Source organism: Myroides odoratimimus (assembly GCF_030326305.1).
Taxonomy (GTDB): Bacteria; Bacteroidota; Bacteroidia; order Flavobacteriales; family Flavobacteriaceae; genus Flavobacterium; species Flavobacterium odoratimimum_A.
The window spans coordinates 44786-61745 of the sequence record NZ_JACAKB010000018.1 but is presented as its reverse complement, the minus strand read 5'-3'; the positions used below and the strand labels follow the sequence as shown (position 1 = coordinate 61745).

17 protein-coding genes and 1 pseudogene are annotated in these 16960 nt (G+C 33.2%); 15 read left to right on the top strand and 3 right to left on the bottom strand.

Annotated features, from left to right (window positions below; translation table 11 throughout):
* Nucleotides 1–95: 95 nt before the first annotated feature.
* A pseudogene (locus tag HX049_RS18510) lies at nt 96–1422 on the top strand (Fic family protein).
* A 204-nt stretch (nt 1423–1626) separates the two neighbouring features.
* Here HX049_RS18510 and HX049_RS12815 read toward each other — a convergent pair.
* A complete protein-coding gene (locus tag HX049_RS12815; RefSeq protein ID WP_286416304.1) occupies nt 1627–2790 on the bottom strand; it encodes an erythromycin esterase family protein in 1164 nt (387 codons plus the stop codon).
* A gap of 47 nt (nt 2791–2837) precedes the next feature.
* Nucleotides 2838–3308, bottom strand: coding sequence for an OsmC family protein (locus HX049_RS12810; protein WP_286416302.1), 471 nt, complete (start codon nt 3306–3308; stop codon nt 2838–2840).
* A 158-nt stretch (nt 3309–3466) separates the two neighbouring features.
* Here HX049_RS12810 and HX049_RS12805 point away from each other — a divergent pair, with 158 nt between their 5' ends.
* The 10 genes from HX049_RS12805 (at nt 3467) to HX049_RS12760 (ending at nt 11039) form a co-directional block, all read left to right on the top strand.
* Entirely contained in the window at nt 3467–3853 is a 387-nt protein-coding gene (locus tag HX049_RS12805) for a hypothetical protein (RefSeq protein ID WP_286416301.1), read from the top strand.
* A gap of 130 nt (nt 3854–3983) precedes the next feature.
* A complete protein-coding gene (ureA, locus tag HX049_RS12800; protein WP_006258220.1) occupies nt 3984–4286 on the top strand; it encodes an urease subunit gamma in 303 nt (100 codons plus the stop codon).
* Between the two features lie 16 nt (nt 4287–4302).
* Complete coding sequence (gene ureB / locus HX049_RS12795; RefSeq protein WP_006258219.1) at nt 4303–4677, top strand: urease subunit beta; 375 nt, start codon at nt 4303–4305, stop codon at nt 4675–4677.
* On the top strand, nt 4674–6395 hold the full coding sequence (ureC, locus tag HX049_RS12790; protein ID WP_286416300.1) for an urease subunit alpha: 1722 nt from the start codon (nt 4674–4676) through the stop codon (nt 6393–6395). The genes ureB and ureC overlap by 4 nt, the downstream gene beginning before the upstream one ends.
* An 88-nt stretch (nt 6396–6483) precedes the next feature.
* Entirely contained in the window at nt 6484–6981 is a 498-nt protein-coding gene (locus tag HX049_RS12785) for an urease accessory protein UreE (protein ID WP_286416299.1), read from the top strand.
* 3 nt (nt 6982–6984) lie between these two features.
* Entirely contained in the window at nt 6985–7677 is a 693-nt protein-coding gene (locus tag HX049_RS12780) for an urease accessory protein UreF (RefSeq protein WP_286416297.1), read from the top strand.
* 12 nt (nt 7678–7689) lie between these two features.
* On the top strand, nt 7690–8328 hold the full coding sequence (ureG, locus tag HX049_RS12775; RefSeq protein ID WP_025125064.1) for an urease accessory protein UreG: 639 nt from the start codon (nt 7690–7692) through the stop codon (nt 8326–8328).
* Between the two features lies 1 nt (nt 8329).
* Nucleotides 8330–9118, top strand: coding sequence for an urease accessory protein UreD (locus HX049_RS12770; RefSeq protein WP_286416294.1), 789 nt, complete (start codon nt 8330–8332; stop codon nt 9116–9118).
* Between the two features lie 41 nt (nt 9119–9159).
* On the top strand, nt 9160–10071 hold the full coding sequence (locus HX049_RS12765) for an urea transporter (protein ID WP_286416292.1): 912 nt from the start codon (nt 9160–9162) through the stop codon (nt 10069–10071).
* Nucleotides 10072–10151: 80 nt separating this feature from the next.
* Complete coding sequence (locus HX049_RS12760; RefSeq protein ID WP_286416290.1) at nt 10152–11039, top strand: helix-turn-helix domain-containing protein; 888 nt, start codon at nt 10152–10154, stop codon at nt 11037–11039.
* 76 nt (nt 11040–11115) lie between these two features.
* Here HX049_RS12760 and HX049_RS12755 read toward each other — a convergent pair whose 3' ends face one another.
* Nucleotides 11116–11745, bottom strand: coding sequence for a TetR/AcrR family transcriptional regulator (locus tag HX049_RS12755; protein ID WP_286416289.1), 630 nt, complete (start codon nt 11743–11745; stop codon nt 11116–11118).
* Between the two features lie 1120 nt (nt 11746–12865).
* Here HX049_RS12755 and HX049_RS12750 point away from each other — a divergent pair.
* The 4 genes from HX049_RS12750 to HX049_RS12735 all read left to right on the top strand — a co-directional run bounded on the left by HX049_RS12750 (nt 12866) and on the right by HX049_RS12735 (nt 16949).
* On the top strand, nt 12866–14146 hold the full coding sequence (locus tag HX049_RS12750) for a gliding motility-associated C-terminal domain-containing protein (RefSeq protein WP_286416287.1): 1281 nt from the start codon (nt 12866–12868) through the stop codon (nt 14144–14146).
* Between the two features lie 188 nt (nt 14147–14334).
* Nucleotides 14335–15102, top strand: coding sequence for a sulfite exporter TauE/SafE family protein (locus HX049_RS12745; RefSeq protein ID WP_286416285.1), 768 nt, complete (start codon nt 14335–14337; stop codon nt 15100–15102).
* A 6-nt stretch (nt 15103–15108) separates the two neighbouring features.
* Nucleotides 15109–16248, top strand: a complete 1140-nt coding sequence (locus HX049_RS12740) for a hypothetical protein (protein ID WP_286416283.1) — start codon at nt 15109–15111, stop codon at nt 16246–16248.
* A gap of 11 nt (nt 16249–16259) precedes the next feature.
* Nucleotides 16260–16949 (top strand): SMI1/KNR4 family protein, encoded by a 690-nt coding sequence (locus tag HX049_RS12735; RefSeq protein WP_286416282.1) that lies wholly within the window; start codon nt 16260–16262, stop codon nt 16947–16949.
* Nucleotides 16950–16960: the final 11 nt, after the last annotated feature.

Genomic DNA, 16960 nt, shown 5'->3' with positions numbered 1-16960 from the left:
TTTTTATTTGCTAAAAAAGATTAAGCTTATTTGAATTGATTTATTTTATTGGTTTTGTAATCAGTATTTTAGTTGTGGTTAATAATGCTAAAGTTATCTTCGAAAATAAGCATCTAGAATTTAAACAACAGCTAACTTCAGATTTAGAAAAAGAAATTGTCGCTTTCTTAAATAGCAATGAAGGTGGTGTGCTTTATATAGGTATGAATAATAAAGGTATCCCTATAGAAGTAAAGAATCTTGATCAAGATCAACTATTTATTAAAGATAGGTTAAAGACTAATATTCTTCCTTTGTGTTTAGGGCTATTTGATTTAGTTGTTGAAAATACAGATGGCAAGAATGCTATAAAAATTATTATAGCAGGTGGATATGAGAAACCTTATTATATCAAGAAATATGGAATGTCAGAGAAAGGAACATTTATTAGAATAGGAAGCTCTTCAGAGCCTATGACCACTAAGCTAATAGAAAACTTATATAGTAAATGAACAAGGAACTCTATTAGTAAAATTAGATTTCCTAAACAACAGTTACATATCTATTTTCAGTTTATTAATAGGACATTAAATGAATAGTTTGCTACTAATTTAGAACTTTTAACCAAGAAGGAGGAATATAATTATGTCGCTTATATAATGAGTGATAGCAATAGTGTTTCAGTTAAAGTGGCTCGTTATATAGGCTAGATAGGGTAGAGTTAGAAGAGAGTACTGAGTTTGGTTATGAATCATTGATAAAAGCAACTTACCAAGTACTAGATAAGTTAAATGTAGAAAACAGGACTTTAACTAAAATCACAGCAAAAGAAAGGAAAGAAAGGCGTTTATGGAATGTAATTGCTTTGCGGGAAGCTGTTTTAAATGCTTTTGTACACAATGATTATACTCAAGAGATCGCTCCTAAGTTTGGGATCTTTGATGATCGACTAGAGATTACCTCCTATGGTGGATTGCCTGATGGATTGTCAAAAGAAGAGTTTTTTTATGGTTTTTCTGTACCTTGAAATAAAGAGATTATACGAATATTTAAAGACCTAGACCTAGTAGAACAATTAGGGTCAGGTGTACCTAGAATATTGCAGGGCTATGGTATAGATTGTTTTTCGTTTTCAGAAAACTTCTTGAAGATTACCCTTCCTTAGCAGAACCTCTTGTACTTATTGAACATGATACCATGCAAGATAGTCCACAAGTTATAGAATTTTTAAAAGCTTTTATTGATATACATAGTAGAGAAGAATTACAAGAGAAATTAGGGCTATTAAATAGAGAGAATTTTAGAAGAAATTACTTGCAAGCAGCTCTTGAAAGAGAATATATTGCTTTGACAATACCTGATAAACCTACGGGCTGTAACCAGAAATACTATTTAACTGAAAAAGGGAAAGCAACGGCAAAGAGTTTACTTAAAAAGAAGTAGTAGTATAAAGTAATAAGTTGATTTTATTCTTTAGTAGTGATTATTAGGATATTTGATTTTCTTTATAAACGAGCTTTTGTAGGAGGTATCTATTGAATATATTTGGTTGCTGAATATGAGAGGTGTTTTTGCAGAGTTATTGCCAGAGGAGTCCTTTTAAGTAACAATTCTGTATTAATATAGTGGTATAGCTAGCAAGAATGATTATTTCTTTAGGGTTTCAGTATTATTATTTTTGATTAAAACAATGCCATCGACAACTTCTGGGATATTCATCTTAAGGAACATATTACCTAAAAAACGAGAGTATGTTGCTTGAGTCACAATTTTATCATTTTTATTAAGATAATAAGAAGTTGCTTCTTCTTTGTGATTGGATGCTATTATTTGTTCGATAGAGTTTGGTATTGCTTCTTTTAATTTATGTTTTTTACCATAGAAGCCTAACGAATTTCCACTTATAGCAGTATAAGCTATAAAAGCGTAATCATCTTTAAAGTTATCAGCTAATAGAGACCCTAAAGTGATTCTGTTATTTTGCATAAAAGAAGATTCAATAGCCTTTGGTTTTCTAATAAAGTGAGTAGAAGAACCAAATAAGATTATCTTCTCATTAGGATATTGTTCTTTTAAGAATAATATATTCTCATACATTAATTGATCTCTATGATTATCTGAGTCAGTCTTGCTATTTTTTGCTTGTAATTTTTTTATCAGATTGTTTAAAGCTTGTTCTAATACTGGATTACTTTCTATTTGGGTTAGATAACATTGAAGGTAGTCATAAACAATATTGTAATCTTTTTTAGTACGAAATAATGCTTTAAGATTGGTAATAGCTAGGTTTTTAAAGTGCTTTTTAAACTCATTAGAAGATATAGATGTACAACTTAGAGTGGTATTATGAAGAGTTTCTGTTATAGCTTTTGTAAAAACAGTATCTGAATACTCACCAGAAAAGTCAGCATCAAACCCAACTACTTTGACAGGATTACCTTTCTCATATTGTTCTTTTAGATAGATAAATAACTCTTCAAGAGGTTTATTTCTCATGATAAAAAAAATAGCATTATTTATTGTCTCAACTTGGCCAGTGATCTTGTATTGTTCAAAAGCCTGATACACTTCATATAAATTAGATTCAAGAGCAATGATCTTGAAATTATGTTGTTCTACTAGTTCTTTTATTAGTTCTACTCTAAGTGTACTCGTTGTATAATCAGTATGATTTGCATCTCCAAGAGCTACAATTGATTTGTCTTTTATGTCATTGACAATAAGTTTGTTTTGAGCATAATTAGTAGAAATGTAAAGACTACTTAAAAACAATAATAGGTATTGAAATATTTTAATATGTGATGGTAGCATAAGGATATATTTATTATACTAACGAGGAGTGTACGGATTTCGTGTGTCTATTGTTGTACAAGGATAGTAGGATTGTGTTTGATAGGGAAGTTTACTGAGTTAGCGATGAAGCAATATTCATTGGCTTTATAATGTAGTTCTTTTGCTTTTTCGACCATATCTTTATTAGTTACGACTATCGTAGGATTAAGAGTTACTTCAATAAATCTACCTTTGCCATCTACTTTTTCTATCATTACACCAGTCACATGATCTGTATATGCTACTACAATAATATTATTTATAGAGCAGAAGTGTAAGTACCACAACATATGGCAAGAAGATAGAGAAGAAATAAGCATATCTTCAGGGTTGTGTCTGGTCTTATCTCCTCTAAAAGCAGGGTCAGATGAACCTAATATAGCAGGTTTATAATCAATTGTAATAGTATGATCTCTTTCATAGTTCTTGTAGTTATCAGTTCCTGTTCCTTTGTTACCTGTCCACTCTATGGTAGCTTGATATTTATGTGTTTTCATTGTTGTGTGTTTTATGTCCATAAAGATAAAGACAAGTTTAACGATTTATGTTCTCAATTGCCTATTTTATGGTAGTATAGTCAAGATTTGTGCTATTAGATGGAGTATATAGATTTTATCTTTGTGGCATAATTAAGAACAAGGTATATAACGCTGTTATGAAAGCATTATCTCGAATTATCGTTTTGTGTTTTTTTCTCTTTCATTTTGGATTTGTATTTGCAAGCCAACGTGTAGAGGCAGGGAAGAATTATGCCGTATCAGGTAAGGTTTTGTTATCTGATCAAGTTAGCAAGAAAGAAGCGTCTAAAGTTTTTTGTCAAATAGAAGTAGAGGTGGAATATGTAAGTTCATTAGACACTAAGGACTTCTCTACTGATAAAATAGATTTAGGTGATCTACTACACTTTCTGCATACATACGTTTTTAATGAGCGTTTTACTACACCCGTTTTAAGTAAGGACAATGTATCTGCTTATCTGCAACAGCATAGAGCGAAATATTTGCTATATCAGTCACTTAAGATTCCTCATGGGATAGTTTAAAAAAAATAATGACTACAGGGTAATTGTGGTCAAATCTTTGCTACTTAGTTAATCAATCAATATGTAGCCAATATAGTTAAATCTATGTTGGAGTGTTATTCTATTTTTTCAATTTTAATTAAAAATATATATGCATTTATTACCGAGAGAAACGGAAAAGTTGCTTTTGCACTTGGCTGGTGAATTAGCCAAAAAGCGTAAGGCTAGAGGGGTAAAACTAAATTATCCAGAATCTATAGCCTATATCAGTAGTGAGCTTCTAGAAGCGGCACGAGATGGAAAAACAGTAGCAGAGTTAATGCAGTATGGAGCTACACTATTAACACGTGAAGATGTAATGGACGGAATTGCCGAGATGATTCACGATGTACAAATAGAGGCTACTTTTCCTGATGGAACAAAGCTAGTAACGGTACATAACCCTATTCGATAATTTAATACCAAAACAAATGGTTCCAGGAGAATATTTTATTAAAGAGGAAGATATCATCTGTAATGAAGGTAGAGAGATTACTACCATTACAGTGGTTAACAAAGGAGATAGACCTATCCAGGTAGGGTCTCACTATCATTTTTTTGAAGTTAATAAAATGATGGAGTTTGACCGTGCTGCGGCATTTGGTAAACGATTAAATATTATTGCTAGTACAGCTGTTCGTTTTGAACCAGGAGAAGAAAAAGAGGTAGACTTAGTACCTTATGCTGGTGAACGTAAGATATATGGACATAACGATTTAGCCAATGGAGAGACTATCTCTGAAGAAGCTAAAGCTATAGCGATGAAAAAAGTAGAGAAACAGTACTTTAAAAACAAATCATTATGAGTTTAAAAGTTGGTAGAGCAAACTACAGTGCAATCTTTGGTCCTACAGTAGGAGATAGAGTGCGTCTAGGAGATACAGAGATTATCATTGAGGTAGAGAAAGACTTTGCAAGTTATGGGGATGAGAGTAAGTTCGGTGGAGGAAAAACTGTACGTGATGGAATGATGCAATCTTCTAATCATCTTAGTCATGAAGGGGTGTTAGATATGGTAATTACAGGAGCTATTATCATTGATCACTGGGGTATCGTAAAAGGAGATATCGGTATTAAAGATGGTAAGATAGTAGGAGTAGGTAGAGCGGGTAACCCAGATACGATGGATGATGTGAGTCCTAATATGATTATCGGGGCTTCTACAGAAGTACATGGAGCAGCAGGGCATATCGTTACAGCAGGAGGGATAGATACTCATATTCACTATATCAGCCCTACACAGATAGAGACAGCCCTATACAGTGGAGTGACTACAATGATAGGAGGAGGTACAGGACCAGCAGATGGAACAAATGCAACAACTGTGACTCCTGGTAAATGGAGTATTAGACGTATGATGCAAGCTGTGGATCACTTACCTATGAACTTTGGTTTCTTCGGAAAGGGAAATGTAGGTACAGAACAGCCTATTATCGAACAGATTGAAGCAGGAGCTTTAGGAGTAAAGATACACGAGGATTGGGGAGCTACTCCAGCTACTATAGATAGAGCGTTATCTGTAGCAGATAAGTATGATGTGCAGGTAGCAATACACACAGATACGTTAAATGAAGGAGGATTCTTAGAAGACACAATGCAAGCGATTAATGGACGTGTAATCCATACATTCCACACAGAAGGAGCCGGAGGAGGACATGCACCTGATATTATAAAATCTGCAATGTACCCTAATGTATTACCTGCATCAACTAACCCGACAAGACCATTTACTAAAAATACAATCGATGAGCACTTAGATATGCTAATGGTATGTCACCACTTGAGTAAAGATATTCCGGAAGATGTAGCTTTTGCGGATTCGCGTATTCGCCCTGAGACTATTGCGGCTGAAGATATCCTGCAAGACCAAGGAGTATTTAGTATCATGAGTTCTGATTCTCAAGCAATGGGACGTGTAGGTGAGGTAATTACTAGAACATGGCAGACAGCTGATAAGATGAAGAAACAAATCGGTAGTCTAGCAGAGGATGAGGGAACAGGGAATGATAACTTCCGTGCAAAAAGATATGTAGCGAAGTATACAATCAACCCTGCTATTGCTCATGGGGTATCTAATTATATCGGGTCAATAGAACCAGGTAAGATAGCTGATTTAGTAATATGGAAACCAGCATTATTTGGGGCAAAACCAGAGATGATCTTAAAAGGAGGAATGATAGCGGCTTCTAAGATGGGAGATGCAAATGCGTCTATCCCTACACCACAACCTATTATCTTAAGAACGATGTATGGAGGATTAGGAAAAGCAGTAACTAATACTTGTTTTAATTTCGTCTCTAAGGTATCTCTAGAAAAAGGTATTCAAGAAGAATACGGGGTAGCTAGAACATTGCTTCCAGTGACTAACTGTCGTAATATCTCTAAAGCAGATATGATTCACAATCATGCTACACCAGAGATTGTTGTGAATCCAGAGAACTATGAGGTAAGTATAGATGGTAAGAAAATCACTTGCAAGCCAATAGATGAGGTAGCATTAGGACAGAGATATTTCTTGTTTTAAACTATAGAAACAACAAACAAATAAACCAACAACAAGAGAATACAAGGGCTTTTTAGCCCTGTATTCTCATTTTTAAGTAAACGTAAGAATGCTAGTAACTCAAGCGATAAGAAATTGTAAGTCAGAAGAGATAGAAAAGCATATCGATTATTTACACATCGAATGGTATCAAGTAGACAAGCGTATTCAGCGTCTAGTGACAGCTGATGGGGTATCTATTGCTATTCGTTTTTTAGGTAAAGGGCAGAGTTTAAAAGATGGAGATATCCTATATGAAGACCAGCAAAAAGTAATCATGATATCTATTTTGCCTTGTAAGGCTATTTGCTTTACAGCATCTGATATGATTACATTAGGTTTAGTGGCTTATGAAATAGGAAATAAACATATCCCACTCTTTGCTGAAGATAATAGTTTATACATGCCTTATGAGCGTTCTATGCAAGAGTGGTTTGATAAAAATGGATATACAACAGAAATTGTAGAAAAGAAATTGCGTTGTCCACTAAATGCAAATGTTGATTTTGAGCAACATAAGAAGTTTACGTTTACACTGCCTAAAGGTAGTTTATCATTAAAATTATAGAGTATGCAAGAGTCATTTTTAGGAAGGTTATTGCATTTAGCAGATCCAGCATTACCCATAGGGGGATATACGCATTCTAATGGGTTAGAAACCTATGTACAAAACGGGATGGTGTGTGATAAGATATCAGCAGATCAGTATATAAGACATAGTCTATGGTATAATATTAAGTACAATGATGCAGCACTAATGAAGCTGGCCTATGATGCTACTGTGTTAGGAGATATCAAAGAACTAATTGCATTGGATCAAGAGTGTAATGCGCTAAAAGGGCCAATGGAAATAAGACAAGGGAGTCAGAAGTTGGGATTGCGTCTATATAAGATATTTAGTAGATATAGTGGAGAACATGCTGTAGTACAACAATGGGAACAGTTGATTAAGGCAAAAGAGACTTATAATCACTATTGTATTGTCTATGGAGTCTTTGCAGCAGTAATGCAAATCCCTTTAGTAGAAGCTATGCATGCATATTACTACAATGCAGCTATAGGGATGGTTACCAATGCAGTAAAGCTAGTACCACTAGGACAACTAGATGGACAAGATATCCTGTATTACTTACACGATGATTTATTGAAACTAAGTGAAGAGTCATTGGTAATGGATAGAAACCTTATTGGTCTGTGTAATATTGGTTTTGACATCAGATCTATGCAACATGAACGCCTTTATTCAAGACTTTATTTATCATAAGCAAATAACAATATGGAAAATAGAAAATATATTAAAATAGGAGTGGGAGGACCTGTAGGATCAGGTAAAACAGCTCTATTAGAACGCTTGAGTCGTCGATTATTAAATGAATATGATTTAGCAGTGATTACAAATGACATTTATACTCGTGTAGATGCAGAGTTTATGGCTAAGAATAGTCTATTGCCAAAAGATAGAATCATCGGTGTAGAGACAGGAGGATGTCCTCATACTGCTATACGCGAAGATGCGAGTATGAATTTAGAAGCTGTAGATGAGTTAGCTAATCGTTTTCCTGATTTAGAGTTGATTTTTATCGAGAGTGGAGGAGATAACCTATCATCTACCTTTAGCCCTGACTTGGCAGATATTACCATTTTCGTATTAGATGTAGCAGAAGGGGAGAAAATGCCAAGTAAAGGAGGGCCAGCCATAACACGTTCTGACCTGTTGTTAATCAATAAGAAAGACTTAGCCCCTTATGTAGGTGCAGATCTAAATGTGATGGAGACAGATGCAAGACGAGTGAGAAAAGGAGCTCCATTTTTATTCTCTAATTTAAAAACAGGAGATGGACTAGAAGAAATAGTCGGTTGGATTAAAAAATATGCCTTGTTAGAGGATATTGAAGAACCAAATTTATTGAGATAATATGATTTCATCATTAGATATAAAAGTTGAGCAACGTGAGGGAGTTTCTTATTTAAAGGACGCTTACGTTACTCAACCTTTTCGAATTGTACCAGTTGGGCAATATAAGAGAGATAAGGCAGCTTATCTGATGATTATGAGTTCTTCTCCAGGACTGTTAGATAACGATGATCATCGCATCTCTATTCACCTTGCTAAGTACACTAAACTACAATTACAGACACAAGCGTATCAACGTCTTTTTCACATGAAGAATAAGTCGATGCAAACCACTGTAATAGATATGAAAAAGGGAAGCGCTTTTGCCTATGTCCCTCATCCGGTAGTACCTCAGAGTTCGTCTACTTTTATCAGTCGTAATAAGGTAGAAATGAAGGAAGATTGTCACTTTTTACTTTCTGATATTATTACTTGTGGAAGAAAGTTATCAGGAGAAGAGTTTGAGTACAATCACTTTCAGAATTTGACGGAGATCTATGTAGAGGGAAGGCTTACAGTAAAAGATAATGTACTGTTACAACCTGATTTACTGCCTATAAAAGGGATAGGTATTTTAGAGGGGTATACTCATCAAGGAACTCTGATTTATTATAATACGGCCAATGTATCTGTACTAGAATACATAGAGTACTTCTATCAGCAGTATGGACAGCTCGATCATATAGAGTTTGGTATTAGCTTATTAGAAGGAGATGGTTTTATGATTCGAGTTTTAGGACAAGGAGCAGAAAAGCTATTTACTATATTTCAAACAATTCAACAGAAGCTATGGGATGAGTTGTTTTTATAACAGCCTAAGTAGATTTTAATTAAAAACTCAAAAATAAAACCATGAAAGAACTTATAGTTCATTGTTTTAAGGCCTTTTTTAGAGGTTTTGGACAGATTATGTTACAAGCCAATGCAATAACAGGAATGCTTTTTTTAGCAGCGATATATTACGATTCTACTAATATGGCCTTAGCCGCATCTCTGAGTAATATTGTTGCAATAGTGACAGCTAAGTTATTGAGATTTGATAGGCAAGACATAGAAAATGGGATATACGGGTTTAATGCATGTCTGATAGGAGTAGCTTTAATATTTTATTTTGAACCTAGTATTTGGGTATATGGCATGATGATTATTTCATCAGTTTTATCAACCATTATAATGGGATGGGCAATAAAAAAGGAATTACCAGCTTATACATTTCCTTTTATTCTTTTTACTTGGATTTCACTGTTTATTCTAAGTATACCTGATTTAGCGATTCGTTCTGTACCTGAGCACTTTGTAGATATAGAAGAACTGGATGACTTTTTAATTCAAGGTCATGCTTTTGGGCAAGTATTATTTCAAGGAAGTTTTGTAGCAGGAGTTGTATTCTTTTTGGGAGTGTTTATCAGTCGACCTATACAGGCGTTATACGGTTTTGTAGCAGTGATAGTCAGTGTGTATATTTCTCATAGTAGTCATGCCTCTAATGCTCTAATTAGTGAAGGGATATTTAGTTTTAATGCTGTATTATGTGGTATTGCTATGGGAGAGGATAAAGTACGCGCAGGCATGTATGTGTTGATCAGTGTAATTATCTCTACTTATTTTGATATTTTTATGATTAAGTATGGATGGACTACCTTGACATTTCCCTTTGTATTTGCGATGTGGGTGATGTACCCTATCAAGCAGTTAGACAAATGGATAGTGAAGAAATTAGAAGAATTAGGAGTTACTAGTTTTATCGATAAAATATCTAAGTAATATTAGCAAAATATTAGCTATAGACTATTGATAATGATCTATTTATTTTATAAAATTTGCCTTAATTATTTGGTTGAAATATGTCGAAGCCGTCTATTGAAATATTGAACAACTATCAGTATAAGAAGTTGTTTTTGCCTCATCTAGATCACAGTTATTTAGAGAATGATAGCAAGATTCAAGTTTATCGTTTAGAAGACTATTTAAGAGGTATTTTAATGCCTGTTATCCCGTATCGTACTACATTTAATTTTATGATAATGTTGACTAAGGGAGAGATGACACAATATTTAGATAGTGGAGCTTATAGTTTATCTAAACATGAAATAATCAATGTAAAGAATGGAAATATAACCGCTACTCTTTCTATATCAGAGGATATCAGAGGGTATTTTGTAGTCTATGAGAATGATGTGATTACAGATATATCATTAGGGGCAACTGATTTGAAGTTTTTTGCCATGAATCCTCATGTAAAGCTTAATGAGATGAACGCGAGTTGGGTAAGTAGAACATTAGATTTACTAGAGGAAGAATCTTTAAGTGAGAATAGGGACGTGGAGATTTGTGTTACCTTGTTAGAGACTATATTAATGAAGGTAATTCGTGTAGATATGGAAAAGAAGACTCCAATGAGTAGACAATTAGATATTGCCTTTCGATTCAGGGAGTTAGTTCAGAAGTTTCATATTGATCATAAGAATGTACTGTTTTATGCTAATCTTCTTCATATTTCAGAGAATTATCTCAATAAATGTGTCAAGGAAGCTACTAATAAACCACCTAAACAGTGGATTAATGAAATCAGTATCTTGCATAGTCAAATACTCTTACAAGATAAAACACGAGATATCGCTGGTATCGCTTTTGAATTAAAATATAATTCACCTTCATATTTTACGAGGTTGTTTAAAAAGGTGACAGGGTATTCACCGAGTGATTATCGAAAACATAAGTTTATATTATAACTCGCCTTTTATTGACGATATTTATAGCAACAAAGAGAATAGATATAGGCTATAATACTATTCTCTTTGTTGTTTTTTACTTTTCATAGGCCTTATCTACAATAGAATTCATAGCCTCCTTTATCTTTTGTCTTCCTTTATCACTGTGGAGGTCTATACCACAGAAGTACCTTCCATTGTGTTCAGCGTATAAGTTGAGGTAATAAGCCCCAGATACAAGAATAGCCATTAAAGCGCGATAATTATCTGCTTTATCCCCGAAGTGATGATCGGATACATTCTTAAATAGCACTTCTCCTATATCTTCCTGCTTAGCTATAATTTTCTTTAAAGAATCTCTGTCTTCAGATAATTGCCAAAGCATTAGTTTTTGAAACTCCTTATTTTGTTGAACGAAGTCGTATTGTTCAGCTATTAATGCTTTACCCATCTCTTTTCCGCCATCTTTGGATGCCTTATCTAATAATAAATCAGGATCTATATTGTTCCAAAAATATTGGGAGTTGATATACTCATCAAGTAATTGATCTACACCTCCGAAGTAATTATAGATAAGTTTTTTGTCTAGTCCTGCTGTTGCAGCGATATTATTAACCTTAAGAGCAGAGTAACCTTTTTCTTTTAAGATTATTCCTACTGCTTGAAGTAATGTTTCTTTACTTTTTTCTTTATTTCTCTCTCTTGGTTTTTCCTTTTTCTCTGACATAATGAAGTAAAAAAAATATTTTATCAAAAGTACTAAATATTAAGTCACCATTAAGTGATTTGTTATATATTTGTCTTGTAAAAGAAGCTTAGTAAAAATTGAAACCTAAGTGTTAATGGAAGGAGAATTAGTGTTTTGTACTGATTATGTATTTTTTATGAAGAAAGATTAGTCTGATTTTTTTTTATATAAAAATAGTATTAGAGTTCATATTCTTTTTTATAGAATGTAAGAAAGCAATTAAAAAATTAGGTATAATGCTATAAATATAAGTATTATGATTAAATGGTTAATAAGTGCTGTTGTTGTAATTTATTCTCTTGTAATAGAGTTTGTTAAGCATCTGTTGTAATGCTGTTTTTATAGTTGTATAATAAAATATAGTTCTGGCCGAATTATAGATACGTTGTTTGTAGTAGGTTTCTAGTTAGTGTATTATCTAACTAGAACCTATGTTTTTTAATCAGTCATCTATTAAATTTTTTAGCATCCTGTATAATTGCTAGATAATGTATAATATTAATGAAAAAGGAAATTAGTGAAAAGAGTCAAATACCTTAAGGTATTTGACTCTTTTTTTTTAAATGATTGTAAAGATGGAGAAAGTAACTGAATAAATGATAAAAATAGTTTAAAAGAAAATATTCACCATCAGCGATTGTTTGTTGTGAAATAAGGCTGTAATTTAACGATTAATCACTAGAGGTATACATAAGGTGTTTATAGACTAGAGGGGAGTCACTTATGGTGAATATATAGTTTTTGTGAATTATTTTTTATAATTGTTATTTTTTTGAGTTTTAATAAAATTTTTGGGTGTTGTTTTTATTTATTGCGTATGATATTTTGTGTATTGTTAAATAAGTGTTATTTTTGTCTTGTGGAATAATTATGAAAAAAAAGAAATAGTATGTTAATTTCATGAGTGTTTAAGACTATTGAAGTTGATAAATAAAACTAGCAGAAGGATCGCTAAGTATAAAAAAGTATACAAAATAGATTAATTGGTGCGATTTTTGGTTTAATATAAAATAAAACCATAAGGATAAGTTTAAATACTAGAGATAAAAAGCTAATGACGCTTTTAAAGCTGGGAATAAAATGAATAAAAAGTGTAGTTATGAAAAAGAAGAATATCAGTTTAGTAATTCTTGGGCTAGTGCCATGTATTGCTTCAGCACAGACTGTAAATGAAGGAATAGTTTCTGTTATGCCAGGTACAGAGATGGGGACTGTGGCGGAGTTTATTAACGAAAAGAAAGGGGATTTTACTAATGATGGTACTGTTTATTTCTTTAATAATTTTACAAACGAAGGAATCTATAGTATTAGTAAAAATGCTAAAACAGGAAAAGTTGTGTTTAGTAGGCACGAGGATGAGACAGGAGTACAGATTATTTCGGGTAACTCATTTAGTGAGTTTTATGATGTAGTCTTAAATAATCCACAGACAGCAGGAGCTTTTGATCTAAAAACAAATATTGATATCTATGGAACAATGGATTTTCAAGACGGAATCGTAAAGATAGACTCGACTCTGAATACTAAAACAGGATTATCTAAAGGGATGATCAGTTTTCAAAAAGGAGCAAAAGCAATTAATGCAAGTAATAAGAGCTTTGCTGATGGTGAGATAGAGAAAATAGGAAATGATGAGTTTATGTTCCCTCAAGGAAATAAAGATAACTTTAGATATGCTAAGATCTCTGCTCCTAAGAGTGATAAATCTGTTTATGTTAGTAGATATGTTTATGATGATAAACAGTTTTTTGAATCTCATAGTAATAAATCGGGAGTGATTAATTTATTAAACACCAATGAGTTTTGGTTAGTTGATAAAGGGAACAATACAGAAGGGGATATCTTGTTAACCTTGAGTTGGAGTGAGAATACTACACCTAAAGAGATATTGGCAAATCCAGAAAAAGATTTACATGTTATTCGTTGGGATCCACATAACCTTATTTGGGTAGATGAAGGTGGAGTAGTTGATATTGCAAATAAAGAAGTAACTACAGCTACTGCTGTAAATGGGTATGGTTTCTTCACGCTAGGAACAGTAAATACTGATATTATATTAGATGGTGATGTGGTTATTTACAATTTGGTTTCTCCAAATGGAGATGGTAAGAACGATTATTTTATCATTGATAATATTACTCGTTATCCTAATAATAAAGTACAAATCTTCAACAGATGGGGAGCTAAAGTTTATGAAACAACCAATTATGATAGTAATGGTAATGTATTTAAAGGCTACTCAGAAGGGCGTGGAACTCTTAATAAAAATGCTAAATTACCAACAGGTACTTATTTCTATATTTTAACCTATGAATATTCTGATGCTAGAGGAGCTAGAATTATCAAAAAACAAGGTTATCTACATTTAGAGAATGAATAAAGTTAAAAGAAAATGATTAATATAGTTATTAAGGCATTGTTGAGATAGATGCTCTTAATATAAAATGAAAGAAAACCATTAGCTAATGTTAGTGGTTTTTTATTTATTAGAACTCATGCGATAAAAAAGGAAAATACACTTTAGAAGATAAAGTAATACTTTTACATTTGTGTACTTATAAAACACAAATGGAATTAGATATCTTATTGTATTTAGGAATAGTTGCTTTCTGTGCAGGGTTTATAGATGCCATTGCAGGAGGAGGGGGACTAATACAAACACCACTAGGCCTTGCCTTATTACCTCAAATACCCGTGTCAACAGTAATAGGTACTCTTAAGATTCCTGCTTTTTCGGGAACGGCTATAGCTGTTAGACAATATCTAAAGCAGACTAAGATAAATTGGATGTACTTTGGCCTATTGGCATTGATATCATTTGGGAGTGCTTTTGCAGGCTCTTATGTTTTGACGATAGTGAATAATGACTTTATGAAGCCTTTGTTATTTATCATCTTAATAGCCCTATGGATATTCACTTATATTAAAAAGGACTTCTCTAGAAAAGCGATTACTAATATCACAGATAGACAGAAGTACACCTGGGGAGTTATCATTTCGGTAGTAGTAGGTTTTTACGATGGTTTTATTGGGCCAGCTACAGGTACTTTCTTTATTATGGGCTTTGTCTTTTTAATAGGTTTTGACTTTTTTAAAGCATCTGCTTATGCAAAACTGATTAACTTAGTGACTAATTTTGGTAGTATCTGCTTATTTTTATTAAAAGGTGCTATTATATGGAAGGTTGCTATCCCCATGGCTGTTTGTAACGGTTTAGGAGGATATTTTGGAGCGAAGATGGCTATTTTAAAAGGACAAATATGGGTGAGATATATCTTCTTATTTATCATGTTTATCGCTATTTGTCGATTTGGATATGAAGTGTGGTTTAAATAAGAAAATATGGAAAGAGATAAACCATTTTACTTATCACTGACTAAAGAGAATAGTCACAAAGTAAAGATAACAGCAGGACAAGGTCGTTTTACAATAGGAACTAAGGGAATTACAAGGTCTAAATGTGATGCTTTAGTAGAGAGAGAAGATGTTATTAATTGGGACGTATTTAATGAGTTTCAAGTTCCTGCAGGGGGCAATTGGCCTCGTGTGATGGAGTACCACGGAGATGATACGTCATTTATCCAGTGGAGCGCTACTCGGGAGATGGAACAGCTAGATTGGGTACCACTAGATTGTACAGAGGCTGATTTTAGTCAGGCAGCTATTAGAAGATTAGTAGTGACTATTGATCATCCTATTCGCTTAATATTAGGCAAGGGAGTCAAAGACATCTCTATTAGAGCAAAGGTAAATAACCTAACCCTAGAGAACTATGAGCACTTAGAAGCTTTGTCTTTTTCGTTTGCTAATGATATTGTATCTCCCTTGAGATTACAAGTACTTAAAACGACAGCTCATATCAAGGAAATCAATATTCATACTAAAGTAAATGGGCAACCTTTTGATTGTAGTAGTTTATTACAGTTTTCGAATCTAACAGCAGTAGCGCTATCTGGGCACTTATGTAATCTAGATGTCTTAAGTCAATTGAAGGGATTAGAGAGACTAGAGTTGAGATACGCGCCTACCTTAGAAGGTATCCCAGCATTAAATAGTTGGGCTAATCTAGATTACTTTATTGGTTGGAATATAGAAGATAGAATAGGAAAACAACTCAAGAAACAATTAACTGAGCTAGAGAAGGAGAGAACCTTTAAGTACGCTTCTGTTTCTAATTTAAAGAAGCCCGAGTGGTTTGTTACAGAGTTTAGTATCCCATTTGGTTCTTGGGTAGGGAAGAACAATAAAGTGGCTGTAAAAGCGTATAAAGAGGTTCTAAAGGTAATTAAGAAAGCTAAAACGAAAGAGGAGGTCAAGGAATCAATCAGAGTTTTAGTAGAGATTGTAAATGATTTACCCAATATCGAGACTACAGAGAGAGAGGATACTTGGGAAGCAATCATGCAATTAGTTTCTTTTAGTATCTTAGTAATAGCGGAAGAAGAAGCTAATAAGTGGTTTGACCAATATAGAGACTTTTAAAAAGAATAGTTATGACTATAGCAGAATTAGAACATAAATATAATATCGTTTATCCTGAGCTTTATAAACAGTTAGAACAGGATAATATGTTAGAAGTAGGAGAGTACAGCCAGATGTGGTATGCTACGACATTTCCGAAGTTAAAAGATAATCCCCCCTTATTGTTATTTAGTGATGATTTTGAATTAACGCCTTTAAAGGATGTTGACAAAGATATAGCCTGGCTAAGAGATCCGGATAATTATATGGAGATTAAACAAGAGTACAATTTTGTTTCATTTGCTAAGAATGGAGCAGGGGATATGTATTGTTTTTTTATGAGTGAAGAGGTAGATGGTGATTATCCTATTGTGTACCTATGGCATGATGATATAGAAGCTACTTATGAAGCAAAGAATTTAAGAGACTTTATCTTTAAACGCATCGTGATGGATATGAGTCAGCTAGATACTTATAACAATCAGTCTGACGAAGAGTTTATAGAGAACCTTAGGGCTACTCTAAAGACACATCTACAGTATCTATCGGATGATAAAGTAGCTCTTTTACAGGAGTTAATAGAACGTCCTATCATCGATTATAGATTAGAAGATACCAATGATAAGTATAGAGGATTATTGACCTATACAGAGTATAAAGAGATACTCGCAAAGTACATTCCTTATGAGAAGATGAATGTCTCATTTCCATACTCCAAATAAGATAGTTGAAG